General features: G+C 33.0%; 14 protein-coding genes. 13 read left to right on the top strand and 1 reads right to left on the bottom strand.

Translation table 11 applies throughout. From position 1 onward, the window contains the following. Positions 1 to 265 precede the first annotated feature (265 nt). The 3 genes from RPL90_RS10720 to RPL90_RS10730 all read left to right on the top strand — a co-directional run bounded on the left by RPL90_RS10720 (position 266) and on the right by RPL90_RS10730 (position 2,648). Positions 266 to 1,057 (top strand): phosphotransferase family protein, encoded by a 792-nt coding sequence (locus RPL90_RS10720; protein WP_313549196.1) that lies wholly within the window; start codon positions 266 to 268, stop codon positions 1,055 to 1,057. Positions 1,058 to 1,069: 12 nt separating this feature from the next. Further along, positions 1,070 to 1,708, top strand: coding sequence for a tRNA (guanosine(46)-N7)-methyltransferase TrmB (gene trmB / locus RPL90_RS10725; protein ID WP_313549199.1), 639 nt, complete (start codon positions 1,070 to 1,072; stop codon positions 1,706 to 1,708). Positions 1,709 to 1,820: 112 nt separating this feature from the next. Then, complete coding sequence (locus RPL90_RS10730; RefSeq protein ID WP_313549202.1) at positions 1,821 to 2,648, top strand: YtnP family quorum-quenching lactonase; 828 nt, start codon at positions 1,821 to 1,823, stop codon at positions 2,646 to 2,648. 15 nt (positions 2,649 to 2,663) lie between these two features. Here the strand turns inward: RPL90_RS10730 and RPL90_RS10735 are convergent, their stop codons facing one another. Then, positions 2,664 to 2,996: a PepSY domain-containing protein gene (locus RPL90_RS10735; protein ID WP_313549205.1), complete on the bottom strand. Its 333-nt coding sequence runs from the start codon at positions 2,994 to 2,996 to the stop codon at positions 2,664 to 2,666. Positions 2,997 to 3,075: 79 nt separating this feature from the next. Between RPL90_RS10735 and RPL90_RS10740 the strand changes: the two genes are divergently transcribed. The 10 genes from RPL90_RS10740 to ccpA all read left to right on the top strand — a co-directional run bounded on the left by RPL90_RS10740 (position 3,076) and on the right by ccpA (position 15,397). Further along, entirely contained in the window at positions 3,076 to 4,152 is a 1,077-nt protein-coding gene (locus RPL90_RS10740; RefSeq protein WP_313549211.1) for a M42 family metallopeptidase, read from the top strand. A gap of 16 nt (positions 4,153 to 4,168) precedes the next feature. After that, positions 4,169 to 4,477 carry a thioredoxin family protein gene (locus RPL90_RS10745; RefSeq protein ID WP_313549217.1) on the top strand — a complete coding sequence of 103 codons (309 nt, stop codon included), beginning with the start codon at positions 4,169 to 4,171 and terminating at the stop codon, positions 4,475 to 4,477. A 126-nt stretch (positions 4,478 to 4,603) separates the two neighbouring features. After that, positions 4,604 to 5,467, top strand: a complete 864-nt coding sequence (locus tag RPL90_RS10750) for a DUF1444 domain-containing protein (RefSeq protein WP_313549222.1) — start codon at positions 4,604 to 4,606, stop codon at positions 5,465 to 5,467. 14 nt (positions 5,468 to 5,481) lie between these two features. Further along, positions 5,482 to 6,078 carry a YtpR family tRNA-binding protein gene (ytpR, locus tag RPL90_RS10755; protein WP_313549226.1) on the top strand — a complete coding sequence of 199 codons (597 nt, stop codon included), beginning with the start codon at positions 5,482 to 5,484 and terminating at the stop codon, positions 6,076 to 6,078. A 20-nt stretch (positions 6,079 to 6,098) separates the two neighbouring features. After that, on the top strand, positions 6,099 to 9,458 hold the full coding sequence (locus RPL90_RS10760; protein ID WP_313549231.1) for a DNA translocase FtsK: 3,360 nt from the start codon (positions 6,099 to 6,101) through the stop codon (positions 9,456 to 9,458). Between the two features lie 16 nt (positions 9,459 to 9,474). After that, on the top strand, positions 9,475 to 10,788 hold the full coding sequence (murC, locus tag RPL90_RS10765; protein WP_313549236.1) for a UDP-N-acetylmuramate--L-alanine ligase: 1,314 nt from the start codon (positions 9,475 to 9,477) through the stop codon (positions 10,786 to 10,788). 70 nt (positions 10,789 to 10,858) lie between these two features. Further along, a complete protein-coding gene (locus RPL90_RS10770) occupies positions 10,859 to 11,353 on the top strand; it encodes a DUF948 domain-containing protein (RefSeq protein ID WP_061854416.1) in 495 nt (164 codons plus the stop codon). A gap of 80 nt (positions 11,354 to 11,433) precedes the next feature. Further along, positions 11,434 to 12,732, top strand: a complete 1,299-nt coding sequence (locus RPL90_RS10775) for a hypothetical protein (RefSeq protein ID WP_313549245.1) — start codon at positions 11,434 to 11,436, stop codon at positions 12,730 to 12,732. A 366-nt stretch (positions 12,733 to 13,098) separates the two neighbouring features. Further along, positions 13,099 to 14,190 (top strand): bifunctional 3-deoxy-7-phosphoheptulonate synthase/chorismate mutase, encoded by a 1,092-nt coding sequence (locus RPL90_RS10780; protein ID WP_195716354.1) that lies wholly within the window; start codon positions 13,099 to 13,101, stop codon positions 14,188 to 14,190. A 217-nt stretch (positions 14,191 to 14,407) separates the two neighbouring features. Next, positions 14,408 to 15,397 carry a catabolite control protein A gene (ccpA, locus tag RPL90_RS10785; protein WP_313549249.1) on the top strand — a complete coding sequence of 330 codons (990 nt, stop codon included), beginning with the start codon at positions 14,408 to 14,410 and terminating at the stop codon, positions 15,395 to 15,397. The last annotated feature ends 71 nt before the right edge of the window (positions 15,398 to 15,468 follow it).

Consider the following 15,468-nt stretch of genomic DNA (forward strand, 5'->3'; position numbering starts at 1 on the left):
TTAAAATTCCAGCTAAGTGTAGCAATCTTAAAATCACAAAAATATAGCGTTCATTTAAACAAAGTGATTTAAAACATCACCATATTAATAATTGATTAGTATCGTGATGTTTTGAATTACGTAAGTTGTAATGGGACAATTAAATCTCGTAGCAGATTTAATATTACAATTATTAAACTTATATTTTTGTTTCACAATTTATAATATGGCTCTTGAAAAAGGATTTTCTAGGGGCCTTTTTCTTTTTGAAAGTGAGGTGAACGTAGTGGAGCAGTTTTATCAATTAGGGTGGACACTTGATTCAGCGGGCGGTGCTTCAGGTGAAGCTTATATGGCTGAACAAGATGGGCAAAAATTATTTTTGAAACGTAATTCTAACCCATTTATAGCAGCATTATCTGCCGAAGGAATTGTACCGAAATTAGTGTGGACAAAACGTATTGAAACAGGTGAAGTTGTAACTGCACAGCATTGGAAAAATGGCAGAGAACTTTCATTTAAAGAAATGCATCAAAAGAGAGTTGCGCACTTATTAAATAAAATACATAATTCTAAAACTTTACTAAATATGTTGAAAAGAATGGAAATGGAACCCATTACGCCAGAAATTATGCTGCGTAAAATTAATGCTTCATTATCTAGAGAAGTATTAACACATCACGTAGTTAGAAAGGCATTAACATATTTAGAAGAACATATACCTAATTTAGATGCACGTTTCTTTACAGTAGTCCATGGTGACGTTAATCATAACAACTGGTTGCTATCAGACCACGATGAATTGTATTTAGTAGATTGGGAAGGTGCAATGATTGCAGACCCAGCTATTGATTTAGGTATGTTGCTCTATAACTACGTAGCCGAAAGTCAATGGCCAGAATGGCTTGATACTTATGGAGTTAAAGATACGTTTAACTTACAAAAACGAATGAAATGGTATACCGTTATTCAGTCAATTGGTATGATTCAATGGTACGAAGAACAAAAAAGATATAAAGATATGAATACGTGGCTTAAGTTTCTTAACGAAGTAATGGAACATAACGCGTTTATTTAAGGAGTATTAATAATGAGAATGCGATATAAGCCTTGGGCAGAGGATTACTTAAAATCTCATCCCAATATTGTTGATATTGATGGTAGTCACAATGGTAAAATGACTCAATGGTTCGATAAAGAGCAACCAATATATATCGAAGTAGGTTCAGGAATGGGCCAATTTATTACTACAATGGCTAAAAACAATCCTGATATAAACTTTGTCGCTATTGAGCGAGAAAAAAATGTAATGGTCAAAATCTTAGATAAAGTTTTAGAACAAGAGCTTAATAATATCAAACTAATTTGTAATGATGCAGGCGAATTAACGGACTTTTTTACTGAAAATGAAGTTACGCGTATCTTTTTAAACTTTTCAGATCCGTGGCCAAAAAGACGTCATACGAAAAGAAGATTAACTTACGCTACTTTTCTAAACTTGTATAAAATTATTTTAATAGAAGATGGAGAAATTCATTTTAAAACTGATAATAGAGGCTTGTTTGCTTATAGTTTGGAGAGCATGACTCAATTCGGCATGTATTTTACGAAAATAAATTTAAACTTACATCAAGAGGATCATGAAGATAATATTGAAACTGAGTATGAAAGAAAATTCTCAGATAAAGGTTCTCGTATATATCGAATGGAAGCTAAGTTTCATAAATAAGTAGTAACGTTGTTCATTTTAATGAACAACGTTTTTTAATGTCTAAAAATGTTAATTATATAGTTAAATGCGTATAATAAAGATAATAGAAACTATTAATAGGAGGCTAATTATGAAATTGGGTCATTTTAATATTCATCAATTAAATGGTGGTATTACAAATATTGATGGTGGGGCTATGTTTGGCGTGGTACCTAAACCATTATGGACAAAAAAATATAACGTGAATAGCAAAAACCAAATAGCATTACCTACATATCCAATTTTAATTCAAACTAACGATAAGCTCATACTAATCGATACTGGAATGGGCAATGATAAATTAACTGACAAGCAAAAGAGAAATTTCGGAGTGGATTACGAGAGTCATATTGCTTCGGATTTGGAAGCACTTAATCTTAATGTTGATGATATAGATATAGTTATAATGACACATATGCATTTTGATCACGCTTGTGGTTTAACTACAAAAGATGGCGCTGCGGTGTTTAAAAATGCCACACATTACATTCAGCAAGATGAATGGCATGAGTTCCAAAGCCCAAACATTAGAAGTAAATCTACTTATTGGGATAAAAACAATGGTAGCTTTCGTGAAAAGTTAATTCTTTTCGACAAAGAAATCGAAGTTTATCCAGGTGTGAAAGTATTTCATACAGGTGGTCACAGTTTCGGACATTCAGTTGTTACGATTGAAAGTGAAGGAGAAAATGCTGTCCATATGGGAGATATTATGCCAACAAATGCACATACTAATCCATTATGGGTAACGGCATATGATGATTATCCAATGCAATCTATAAGAGAGAAAGAAAGATTGACACCATATTTTATTCATAATGATTATTGGTTTTTATTCTATCATGATGAAAATTATTTCGCGCTTAAATATGATAAAGAAAACGCTCAAACTATCGTTGATTCAATAAAGCGCAAATAAAAAATGAGGTAATGACTAAGTCGTTACCTCAAATTCGTTTTCAATGATATCTATAACTGTTCCTGTTTTAGCATCAACGTAGAAATCATAATAAGTAAAACGGTCATTATTAAAAGTTGTGATGCCACCACGGTATACGGTATAAACTGCGTTGTCTTTTTCATAAGTAGTGGGTTCTTCTAAAATATATGAACCTACAACGTGCATAAAGTAAGTTTTAACTTCATTGATAACTTTGTTTGGATTTTTAAAGTTATGAGTTAATAATTTTTTGCTTAAAATAAGACTACTAATAAGCATAATACCGAGCACAGGTATAATAATAAGCCATGATTTTTTGTTTAACATATTTAACTACCCCCAAATAATCATAATATTAGTTTATCATAATGCAAATGATATAATAACTATTAAGGAGTGAATGATAGTGCAAATTGATAAAAATAAGACTTTAGAACGAATGAAAACATTAACTGAATTACATGGAGCGCCTGGTTTCGAAACTGATGTCAAAACTTACATTAAAGAACAACTCACACCTTATGTAGATGAGTTTGTATACGATCGTATGGGTGGCGTATACGGCGTTAAAAAATCTAAAAAAATTAATAGTAAGCGTGTAATGGTTGCTGCTCATATGGACGAAGTTGGTTTTATGGTAACTCATATTACCGACAATGGCATGCTTAAATTTACAAACTTAGGTGGCGTTGCTTCTGATATATGGCAGGCACAAAGATTAAAGGTTAAATCAAGAGCTGGAGAAGAAATATCAGGCATTGTCTCTAACATTCCCAAACATTTTAGAACAGGTTCAGAAGGTGCTCCTAAAATTGAAGACTTAATGTTGGATATAGGTTGTGAATCAGCAGACGAAGTCCGGGCTAGAAATATCGAAATTGGTGATTCTATAGTGCCAGATACACCTTTTACTCAACTTTCAGAGCATAGATTTAATAGTAAAGCGTGGGATAATCGTTATGGTTGTCTTATTTGCATAGAATTACTAGAATTGTTAAAAGATGTTGACTTAGATGTCGACTTATATGTTGGCGCTAATGTACAAGAAGAAGTTGGACTACGAGGAGCTAAAGCTGCGGCTGAATTAATCAAACCTGATGTTGCTTTCGTGGTAGATTGTTCACCTGCTAATGATATGAAAGGTAAAAACGAATTATCTGGTGCATTAGGTGAGGGGACTTTAATCAGAATAAAAGATGGAACGATGATTTTAAAACCAACGTTCAGAGACTTTTTATTAGATGTAGCGTCTACGAATAACATTAATCATCAATACTATATGTCGCCAGGTGGTACTGACGGTGGTGAAATTCATAAGGCAAATGAAGGTATTCCAACGGCGGTTATCGGTGTTTGTGCACGATATATTCATAGTACCAATTCGGTATTTGATTATCGAGATTATGAAGCTGCTAGAGCTTTATTATCAAAAAGTATTGAAAGTCTGAATGATAATAAAATTGAAGCGTTACAATATCAATAATTTTTGAGGTGGAACAATGAAAAATTTAGAAAATGACCAACAATTTGAAGAGTTAAAACAACAACAAACTGTATTTTTATTTACTGCGGATTGGTGCCCAGATTGTAAAGTTATCGAACCAGACTTACCGCAATTAGAAGAGAAATATAATAACTATCAATTTATTGCTGTCGATAGAGATCAATTTATGGATATTTGTATTGACCATGGTATTATGGGGATCCCTAGTTTCTTAGTATATAAAAATGGTGAACAGTTAGGTAGCTATATCGGAAAAGAACGAAAATCAATTGCACAAATAGATGATTTCTTAGCTTCATTATAAAATGTAGTAGATTATAGTAGACTGCAAAAGTTATAAAACTATACCCTTAGAACACATATTTTTTCTGTTCCTAAGGGTATATTTATTGTAAAATATATAAAGGCATTAAATTAGGAGTGTTAACTTATGAATGTATTTCTAATGAGAGATAAGTTAAAATCACGTTTAGAACATTTAGATGTTAAATTTAATTTTAATCGTGAAGATGAAACTTTACGTATTTATAGAACAGATAATGGTAAAGGCGTTACGATTAAGCTTAATTCAATTGTAGCTAAATACAAACAACAAAACGACAAAATTATAGATGAAATTGTGTATTATGTGGAAGAAGCAATTGGACAAATGAAAGATACTAGTTTATCAGAACTAGATGATATTCAAGTTATGCCCGTGTTACGTTCTCCAAGTTTCGATAAAGAGAATAAAGACGGTATTAAATTTGTAATTGATGAACATACTGCAGAAACTAACATTTATTACGCATTAGATTTAGGTAAATCTTATCGTTTAATTGATGAGACCATGTTGGAAGAACTTAATATTACACAACAACAATTAAAAGAAATGGCATTATTTAATGTAAGAAAGTTAAAGAATTCGTATACTACTGATGAAGTAAAAGGTAATATCTTTTACTTTATAAATTCGAACGATGGCTATGATGCGAGTAGAATATTAAACACAAGTTATTTAAATGACTTTGAAAAACAATGTGAAGGCGAGATGTTAGTCGCAATTCCGCATCAAGATGTCTTAATAGTTGCGGACATTAGAAATAAAACGGGTTATGATGTTATGGCGCATTTAACAATGGAATTCTTTACTAAAGGGTTAGTACCGATAACATCATTATCTTTTGGCTATGACAGTGGCCATTTAGAACCTATATTTATTTTAGGGAAAAATAATAAACAAAAAAGAGACCCTAATGTAATACAGCGATTAGAAGCAACACGTAAAGCATATGAAAATAAAGATAAAAAATAAGGAGAATATAGTTTATGAACCTTTTTTATAATAAAGAAAAAGTAGGCGACGTTGCCTTTTTACAAATTGACCCACAAGAAGGACCATTTAATTATGAAACTAAAGGTGATATTGTACAAATCACCAAAAACGATGATGTAGTTGGCTATAACATTTTTAATGCATCTAATATCGTTAATATTGAAGGGAATGGACATATTAAATTAACAGATGAAATAGTAAACAATTTCAATCAAGCAATCAAAAACGCTGGTTTTAGTAATGAATTAGATGCAGATTTATCATCTAAATTCGTAGTAGGATATGTAGCAACAAAAGATAAGCATCCATATGCTGATAAATTAAGCGTCTTGTCGGTGGATGTTGGAAACGACAAACTTCAAATCGTATGCGGGGCACCTAATGTGGAAGCTGGACAAAAAGTTGTTATAGCTAAAGTTGGTGCTGTTATGCCAAGCGGTATGGTTATTAAAGATGCTGAATTAAGAGGCGTTGCATCTAGTGGTATGGTATGTTCAATGAAAGAACTCAACTTACCTGATGCCCCACAAGAGAAAGGTATAATGGTCTTGTCTGATGAGTATGAAGTAGGGCAACCGTTTTTTGAATAAAATTAGGAGGTAATGTCAATATGAGCTGGTTCGACAAATTATTTGGAGAAGAAAAAGACTCAAATGAAGACTATCTAAATAACAGAAATAAACGTCGTCAAAAAGCTAATCAAAGTGATGAGCAAGACACATTACTTCCTCAGAATAATGATGTATATGATCGCCCGAGAGGTAAATTTAGATTTCCAATGCGTGTCGTTGAAGAAGCTACACAGCAAGAAGACAACGAAGGCCATACTGCTCATCAAACTAGCGAAGATATACATAATTATCGAGACGAATCTCAAACTTATACACAGGTTGATAATAAACGACACAGAAGACGTCGTGTGGACGTGAGTAAGGAACAACAGCGTCAAACTAAAAATGACGATGTACAAAAGCATGATTATAAATCTAATGGTAAGAAATCACACGTAAGTATACAAACAGAAGTATTAAGAGCGCAAGCATCTTCAAAAAATACGGAGCATACCTCAAGACATTCTGATTTTAAAGCTACTGAGATACCATCTGCGATATTTGGTACTAAAAAAAGACGTCAATTAAAGAATGGTGTTATTCCTTCAGAGGACGAAGCGGGTACGATTGATGACAGTTATCAACAAATTGAAAAGAATCAACAAGTTGACACAACTACATCCAAATCAACTACAAACGCGAATGTTACTGAAGCTAATAGATCTTCAAATCAGTACGATTCTGATGAAGTCACTGACAATTTTGAGAAAGATATACAATGGGATGATGTAGAAACAAATACAGATACTGTCAATGCAACGTCTCAAACTCAAACTGCGAAAAAAGATAATACGATTAATATGAATAACTTTTATGCTTCTCAAATTGTTGAAGAAATTAGAAGAGAAAGAGAACGAAAAGTTTTAAAAAAACGTCAATTCAAAAAGGCGTTGCAACAAAAAAGACAAGCGCAAGATGATACAGAAAAAGACAGTATCCAAAAAGCAATAGACGAAATGTACGCTAAACAAGCGCAACAATATATTGGTGACAGTTCATTAGATGATAGTGATAAGCAATCACAAAATGATGACTTATCAGTAGAAGACGAATCTCAAAATGAAGGAGAAGACGAATCACGTCATATTTCTGATGAACATAATCATTTCAAATATGAGGAAGTTGACTTAAATAACGTTAGCGATGTACATACTGTTCAAGATGCGGATGTAGAAGTCAATTCAAGTGAAACTGAAACGTATAATACGAAAGAGATACCTCAAACTTCACCAGAAAATAGTGACGATATTGAAGAAATTGCAGAGACTGATGATGTTACTTATCAGCACACTGATAATGAATTAGAAACTGATATCTCAGAAGCGAAATATCGTGAGTTAGCTGAAACTCACGATGACGCTGAACCACAAGATTCAGACGAAAACAATGTACAGTTAGACGAAGAAAATACGACGGTAAATGAGCCGAAGTCTGTCGAAAGTGACGATAATAACCTTGTTGAAGACAAGTCTAATAGTTCGTCTCCTACATATAAGGGTAAGTCTGAATATCATGATGTGAAAGAAGAAAATCAGAGTAAAGCACAATCGTCGAAAAATACTTCAAATAATAAAAACGCAGCGATTAAAAAAACAGCTAAACCTTTCAATGTAGTAATGACACCATCAGATAAAAAACGTATGATGGATGCACGTAAGGCAAAAAGCGTGAGTGTTCCCAATTTAGAACCTGAAGTTACTACATCATCTACAAATGAAAGTAGCGAAGAAAATATAAACAATAATACGCTAATTAATGAAGATTATAATGATGATTCGTCTTTAAGTGAAGATGCTGTAACACAAGTTAACACCGACAACAATAAGGAAGTTGGCGCGTTTAATAACGATGATTCTACTGATATTATGGACGCTCAACATAATAATAATGACAATAATCAAGCGAAGTTAAATAATGACAGTGAACAGCAAAATTATGAAACAAGAACGATCCGAAGAGGTCCAAGCTTGAAATTACCTGACGTATCCTTATTAGATAAGCCTGAAGAACATAAAATTGATAACAATTGGATTGAAGAAAAGAAACAAGAATTAAATGATGCATTTTACTATTTCAACGTACCTGCAGAGGTTCAGTCTGTTACTGAAGGGCCAAGTGTTACACGGTTTGAATTATCAGTAGAAAAAGGCGTCAAAGTGTCTAGAATAACCGCCTTACAAGATGATATTAAAATGGCACTTGCCGCTAAAGATATACGCATTGAAGCACCGATACCTGGAACTAGTTTAGTAGGTATAGAAGTGCCCAATCAATCTTCTACAAAAGTAAATATTAGGTCAATTATTGATACGGAAGAATTTAGAAGTGCAGAATCTAAATTAACTGTAGCAATGGGGTATCGTATTAATAATAAACCGTTATTGATGGATATTGCCAAAACCCCTCATGCGCTTATAGCGGGTGCGACAGGTTCAGGTAAATCTGTTTGTATAAATAGTATTTTGTTATCACTTATATATAAGAACCACCCAGAAGAGTTAAAATTATTACTTATCGATCCTAAAATGGTAGAATTAGCACCATATAATGATTTACCTCATCTAGTTTCGCCAGTAATTACTGACGTCAAGGCAGCAACGCAAAGTTTAAAATGGGCTGTTGAAGAAATGGAACGTCGTTATAAACTATTTGCTAAATACCATGTACGTAACATTACAGCGTTCAATAAAAAAGCAAATTATGAGGATAGGATGCCTAAAATTGTTATAGTTATTGATGAATTAGCTGATTTAATGATGATGGCACCACAAGAGGTAGAACAATCTATCGCACGTATCGCTCAAAAAGCGCGCGCTTGTGGTATTCATATGTTAGTAGCTACACAGCGTCCATCAGTTAATGTTATTACTGGACTTATTAAAGCTAATATTCCAACGAGAATTGCCTTTATGGTATCATCTAGTGTGGATTCTAGAACGATTCTAGACAGTGGTGGTGCAGAACGTTTACTAGGTTATGGTGACATGCTTTATCTAGGAAGCGGTATGAATAAACCAATTCGTGTTCAAGGTACATTTGTTTCAGATGAAGAAATAGATGATGTTGTTGACTTTGTTAAGCAACAACGAGACCCTGAGTATCTTTTTGAAGAAAAAGAGTTATTGAAAAAAACTGAAAGTGCGCCACAAGATGATTTATTTAATGATGTATGCAACTTTATGGTACAAGAAGGACATATTTCTACATCGTTAATACAAAGACATTTCCAAATAGGATATAATCGTGCAGCAAGAATCGTCGATCAATTAGAACAACTCGGTTATATTTCAGAATCAAATGGTTCTAAACCTAGAGATGTTTATCTAACTGAAACTGATTTAAATGAATTAAATAAATAAAAAAGGGAGTGTTTAAATGACACATTATCATTTTGTCGGTATAAAAGGTGCTGGGATGAGTTCGTTAGCACAAATCATGCACGATCTTGGAAATGAAGTTCAAGGTTCTGACATTGAAAGCTACGTCTTTACAGAAGTAGCACTTAAAAATAAAGGTATTAAAATTCTACCTTTTGATGCAAATAATATTGAAAAGGACATGGTGGTAATCCAAGGTAATGCATTCCCTGATACACATGAAGAAATTGTAAGCGCACATGAATTAAAATTGGATGTGATACGCTACCATGATTTCTTAGGACATGTTATAGATCAATATACTTCAGTTGCGGTTACTGGAGCTCATGGTAAAACTTCAACGACTGGCTTGTTATCTCATGTTATGAATGGTGATAAAAAAACATCATTCCTTATCGGAGACGGTACAGGATTAGGTATTCCAGCAAGTGAATATTTTGCTTTTGAAGCATGTGAATATAAACGTCACTTCTTAAGTTATCATCCAGATTATGCAATTATGACGAATATTGATTTTGACCATCCGGATTACTTTAAAGATATTGATGATGTAGTAAATGCCTTTCAAGAAATGTCTCATAATGTAAAAAAAGCTATCATTGCTTGGGGAGACGACCCACATTTACGAGGTATTCAAGCTAATGTACCAATTTATTATTATGGTTTTTCAACTAATGATGATGTTTACGCCGATAACATCCAAATTAGTGAAAAAGGTACACAATTTGACGTTTATATAAATAATAAATTTTTCGATACATTCTTATCGCCTCAATATGGTGATCATAATATTTTAAATGCGCTATCTGTAATTACTATCAGTTATCTTGAAGAGCTTGATATCGATAACATCAAAGAAGCGTTAGAAACTTTTGGTGGAGTAAAGAGAAGATTTAATGAAACAAAAGTAGTAAATCAAGTACTTGTTGATGATTATGCCCATCATCCAAGAGAAATTAGTGCTACAATTGAGACAGCAAGAAAAAAATATCCAAATAAGGAAGTCATCGCGGTTTTCCAACCACATACTTTTAGTAGAACAAAAGCGTTCTTACAAGAGTTTGCTGATTGTTTAAGTAAAGCCGACCACACATTCTTATGTGAAATATTTGGGTCTATTAGAGAAAATTCAGGCAACCTAACGATTCAAGATTTATTGAAACGTATAGACAGTGCACAATTAATAGACGAAGATAGTGTTTATTTATTAGAACAATATAGTGATGCTGTGGTATTATTTATGGGTGCTGGTGATATACAAAAAATTCAGCGTGCATATATGGAAAATCTCGATGTTGTTAATGAATTTTAATATGTTTATGTTAAAATGAGTTGGGTATTAAAATAAAATAACAACATATGTTTACTAGGAGGCGTTTTTGATGGAATGGATTTTACCCATTGCTGGAATTATCGCGGCAATAGCTTTTCTGATTTTAGTAATTGGAATTGTTGCAGTATTAATTTCAGTTAAGAAAAACTTAGATCACGTAGCTAAAACACTTGATGGTGTAGAAGGTCAAGTTCAAGGTATTACACGTGAATCAACTGATTTACTTCATAAAGCTAATCGTTTAACTGAAGATATTCAAGGTAAATCAGAAAGATTGAACTCAGTAGTTGATGCTGTAAAAGGTATCGGTGACTCAGTTCAAACATTAAACGGTTCGGTTGACCGCGTAACTAATTCTATTACGCACAATATTTCTCAAAACGAAGATAAAATTTCTCAAGTAGTTCAATGGTCAAATGTTGCAATGGAAATTGCAGACAAATGGCAAAATAGAAGAAATCGTAGAGAAAGTGCAAACTACAAAACAAGTAGCGTAGCAAACGATGCTAATCATAGCTATACTACTCGTGTAGAGAATAAATAACTTATATACTTACACAAACAAATGCACTTAAATGAGGTTGTTACTTTATTTAAGTGCATTTGCTATAGGAGGAAATCATTATGACATATTATAACCGTGATAATTATGAAAGAAATTTAGAGCGTTATGAAGTTCCTGAAGAGTATAATAATGAAGATAGAAGTAATTTTGTCTATGGATTTGTAATTGGTGCAGTTATCGGTACGGCAATCGGTTTAGTTACTACAAAATCAAAACGCAACAAAGGTTTTGAGCAAAGTACGAGTGAATTTAGATCTAGTATTATTAAACAATCAGAAGAACAACGTCAGGCAGCAGAAAATGAAGTTAATCATATTAAATCTTCAGTTAGTGATTCAGAAGTTTCAGCTCAAAAAGCTGCTATTCAAGAAGAATCTGCTGAAAACAATTTATCTAACCCAACAAATCATGAATCGACTGATAACTCATCCAATACAGCTGCAACTGTAGGCGGTGTAGCTGTTGGTGCGACTGCTGGTACTACGGCAGGTTTAGCTGCTAATAAAGCTGAGTCTGATAACCAACAACAATCTAAAGAAGGAACGCCTTCTAGCAAAGAATTAAGTGCACAACAAAATGCAATTCAAAAAGAATCTTCACAAAATGATTTAGCAGATCCATCCGTGTCAAATGATGATAATACAACTAATGCAGTAGCCAGTGGAGCTACGGCAACTGCTGGAGCTGGAGTTACGGCAAGTAATGCTAGTGACAGCCAAGCTACAACAGGCAATACACAACAAGATGAAGATACTGTAGCTCCAACAGAAGATAGTAATAAAGTAAGTGCTAACAAATTAGCTCGTGCTGCAAAAGAAAAACATGAAGCGATGTTTAATGATAGTGTTGTTGCACAAAACACTAAAAAATTATTACAACCTGAACAGCCAACTAATGGTAAATTTGACGGAGGCGTGCCTAATTTAGTTACAAAAAGCAGTAACGTGAATGACGATGACTTTAAGTTAACCGATACAAAAGCTGCTACAGCTGCTGCGGCTGGAACTGCGACAGCAGGAGGAGCAGCCGGAGCTGCGTCAGTTGCTTCTGAAAATGACAAAGGCTCAAGTAATGCTAATACTAATGCAACAACTAAAGATAATAACAAATCAGGTAATTCTGCGACAGGTTCAGCAGAAAAAAGAGTTGAACAGACACATGAAACAGTGGTTTTTAAAGATGGTCATATTGTGCATGACAAAGCCTCTAATAACTTAGCTTATAATAGTAAAAGTGAAGCGACAGATAGTAATGTGGAGTCATCAAAAGAAACGAATTATAAAAAGAATAGACCTTCTCAAAAAAATTCAGGTGAAAAAGCTTCAAGTAAAATAGATAAAAAGACATTTAATGATTAATACGTAAGTATAAGTTATTAATACGACTTATTGATATATAAGTTGTGATATTAAAGACAAACCTAACTTAAACGTTAAGTTGGGTTTGTTTTTTATTTCTGTGACAACAAGCATAAATTCCAAATAACGTTAATGAATGGATTTACAAAAGCACAAAAATAAAATGTCGCACAAGGTGTATAATTTCCCCTGGTAAGTGACAGAAAATTCAGTTATCATAAGAGTTATTCTATTTTAGAAGTCAAAAAAGAAAATCTATACTTGAACTTCGAGTAAGATATTGATACAATAATTTCCAACATATATTTTACTGCTTTAAAGCAGAATAATATATACAGTTTAAATATTTTCATAGAGGTGAATAAAATGTCAGATAAATTAAAAGAATACAGAGATGAAATTGTTGAAATAAACGATGAAATTCTAAAACTATTATCTAAAAGAGGGAAAATCGCTCAAAAAATAGGGGAAGAAAAACGTAAACAAGGTACACTTGTATATGATCCTCAACGTGAAAAAGAAATGATTAATGTGCTTTTAGATAATAATGAGGGTCCGTTTAATGATAATGTGATTAAACAATTATTTAAAGAAATTTTTAAAGCCTCTACTGATTTACAAAAATCAGAAAATGAAAAACATTTATATGTATCAAGAAAATTAAAACCAGAAGATACTATCGTTCAATTCGATAACGGCGGTATTATTGGCGATGGCAATAAATCATTTGTCTTTGGCCCATGTTCAGTTGAATCACAAGAACAAGTCGATGCAGTAGCAGCTGATTTACATGCTAAAGGTGAGAAATTTATTAGAGGTGGTGCTTTTAAACCACGTACATCACCATATGATTTCCAAGGCTTAGGCGTAGAAGGATTAAAGATACTTAAAAATACTAAAGATAAATACGATTTAAACGTGGTAAGTGAAATCGTCAATCCAGCAGACTTTGAAATCGCTGATGAATATTTAGATGTTTTCCAAATTGGTGCGCGTAACATGCAAAACTTTGAATTACTTAAAGAAGCAGGACGCACTAAAAAACCTATCCTGTTGAAACGTGGTATGTCAGCTACTGTTGAAGAATTTATTTTCGCGGCTGAATACATTGCAGCACAAGGTAACAACAACATTATCTTATGCGAACGTGGTATCCGTACTTACGAAAAAGCAACTAGAAATACATTAGATATTTCTGCGGTACCTGTGTTAAAACAAGGGACACACTTACCAGTAATGGTTGATGTAACGCACAGTACTGGTCGTAAAGACATTATGTTACCAACTGCCAAAGCAGGTTTAGCTGTTGGAGCGGATGGTATTATGGCTGAGGTTCACCCTGATCCATCTGTTGCTTTAAGTGATAGCGGTCAGCAAATGGACTTAAAAGAATTTGATAATTTCTATAACGAAATTAAACCCTTAGCAGATATGTATAACAGTAAAAAAATTAAATAATTTTTCTTAAATTATTCATCATATACCCTTATTAAATGCTAAATTTATTTTAGCAGACTAATAAGGGTATTTTTGTGGTAAAAGGTGCCATGATAGCTTTGACAGTATTGTGACATTAAAACAAATTTGTTTGCGTCGAATATAAAATATGGTAAACTTTGAAAATGTGATGAAAACAGGATATAATAATAATTAAAACGCTTACAAGGAGGAAGTTATGACTGTTACAATTTATGACGTTGCGCGCGAAGCAAGAGTTTCAATGGCGACAGTTTCACGCGTAGTTAATGGAAACCAAAATGTTAAACCTGAAACGAGAGACAAAGTTAATTCAGTAATTGAAAAATTAAATTACCGCCCAAATGCTGTAGCCCGAGGCTTAGCAAGTAAAAGAACAACAACGGTAGGTGTAATAATTCCAGATATCTCTAATGTTTATTACTCACAATTAGCGAGAGGTCTTGAAGATATTGCTACGATGTACAAGTATCATTCAATTATTTCAAACTCTGATAACGATCCTGTTAAAGAAAAAGAAATTTTTAATAACTTATTAAGTAAACAAGTTGATGGAATTATCTTTTTAGGTGGTACGATTTCAGAAGAAATAAAAGAGTTAATTAACAAATCTTCTGTACCTGTAGTTGTATCTGGTACGAATGGTAAAGATGATGGTATTGCTTCGGTAAATATCGACTTTAAAACTGCAGCTGAGGAAGTAACTGAAGAATTGATTAACAATGGTGCCAAAGCGTTTGGGTTCGTTGGAGGCAATTATTCTAAAAAAGCACAGGATGAAGTGCTAATTGGTTTAAAAAATGTATTATCTAAGCACAATTTATCATTGAATGAAAACCAAGTATTTAATGGTAATGAAACATATAAAGATGGTATTCGTGCATTTGAAGCATTGGATAAATCAAATTTAGATGCAATTTTATCTATTAGTGATGAACAAGCTATCGGACTTGTACATAGTGCACAAGACGAAGGCGTTAATATCCCTGATGATATTCAAATCGTAAGTTTTAATAATACTAGATTGGTAGAAATGGTGAGACCGCAATTATCTAGTGTTATCCAACCGTTATATGATATCGGTGCAGTAGGTATGAGACTGTTAACAAAATATATGAACGAAGAAGAAATTGAAGAACCAAATGTTATTTTACCGCATAGAATTGAATATCGTGGTACAACAAAATAATATAATTACAGTGAAACCAATCGATTATTAGAATATATTGATTGGTTTTTAATTTTTACAGGCTCATATTT

It is taken from the genome of Staphylococcus kloosii, from assembly GCF_032139365.1.
Classification (GTDB): domain Bacteria; phylum Bacillota; class Bacilli; order Staphylococcales; family Staphylococcaceae; genus Staphylococcus; species Staphylococcus kloosii_A.

Coding starts and splice junctions, on each gene's coding strand:
- ccpA (WP_313549249.1), top strand. CDS start 14,408: ATGACTGTTACAATTTATGACGTTGCGCGCGAAGCAAGAGTTTCAATG.
- RPL90_RS10780 (WP_195716354.1), top strand. CDS start 13,099: ATGTCAGATAAATTAAAAGAATACAGAGATGAAATTGTTGAAATAAAC.
- RPL90_RS10760 (WP_313549231.1), top strand. CDS start 6,099: ATGAGCTGGTTCGACAAATTATTTGGAGAAGAAAAAGACTCAAATGAA.
- trmB (WP_313549199.1), top strand. CDS start 1,070: ATGAGAATGCGATATAAGCCTTGGGCAGAGGATTACTTAAAATCTCAT.
- RPL90_RS10735 (WP_313549205.1), bottom strand. CDS start 2,996: ATGTTAAACAAAAAATCATGGCTTATTATTATACCTGTGCTCGGTATT.
- RPL90_RS10775 (WP_313549245.1), top strand. CDS start 11,434: ATGACATATTATAACCGTGATAATTATGAAAGAAATTTAGAGCGTTAT.
- murC (WP_313549236.1), top strand. CDS start 9,475: ATGACACATTATCATTTTGTCGGTATAAAAGGTGCTGGGATGAGTTCG.
- RPL90_RS10745 (WP_313549217.1), top strand. CDS start 4,169: ATGAAAAATTTAGAAAATGACCAACAATTTGAAGAGTTAAAACAACAA.
- RPL90_RS10770 (WP_061854416.1), top strand. CDS start 10,859: ATGGAATGGATTTTACCCATTGCTGGAATTATCGCGGCAATAGCTTTT.
- RPL90_RS10750 (WP_313549222.1), top strand. CDS start 4,604: ATGAATGTATTTCTAATGAGAGATAAGTTAAAATCACGTTTAGAACAT.
- ytpR (WP_313549226.1), top strand. CDS start 5,482: ATGAACCTTTTTTATAATAAAGAAAAAGTAGGCGACGTTGCCTTTTTA.
- RPL90_RS10730 (WP_313549202.1), top strand. CDS start 1,821: ATGAAATTGGGTCATTTTAATATTCATCAATTAAATGGTGGTATTACA.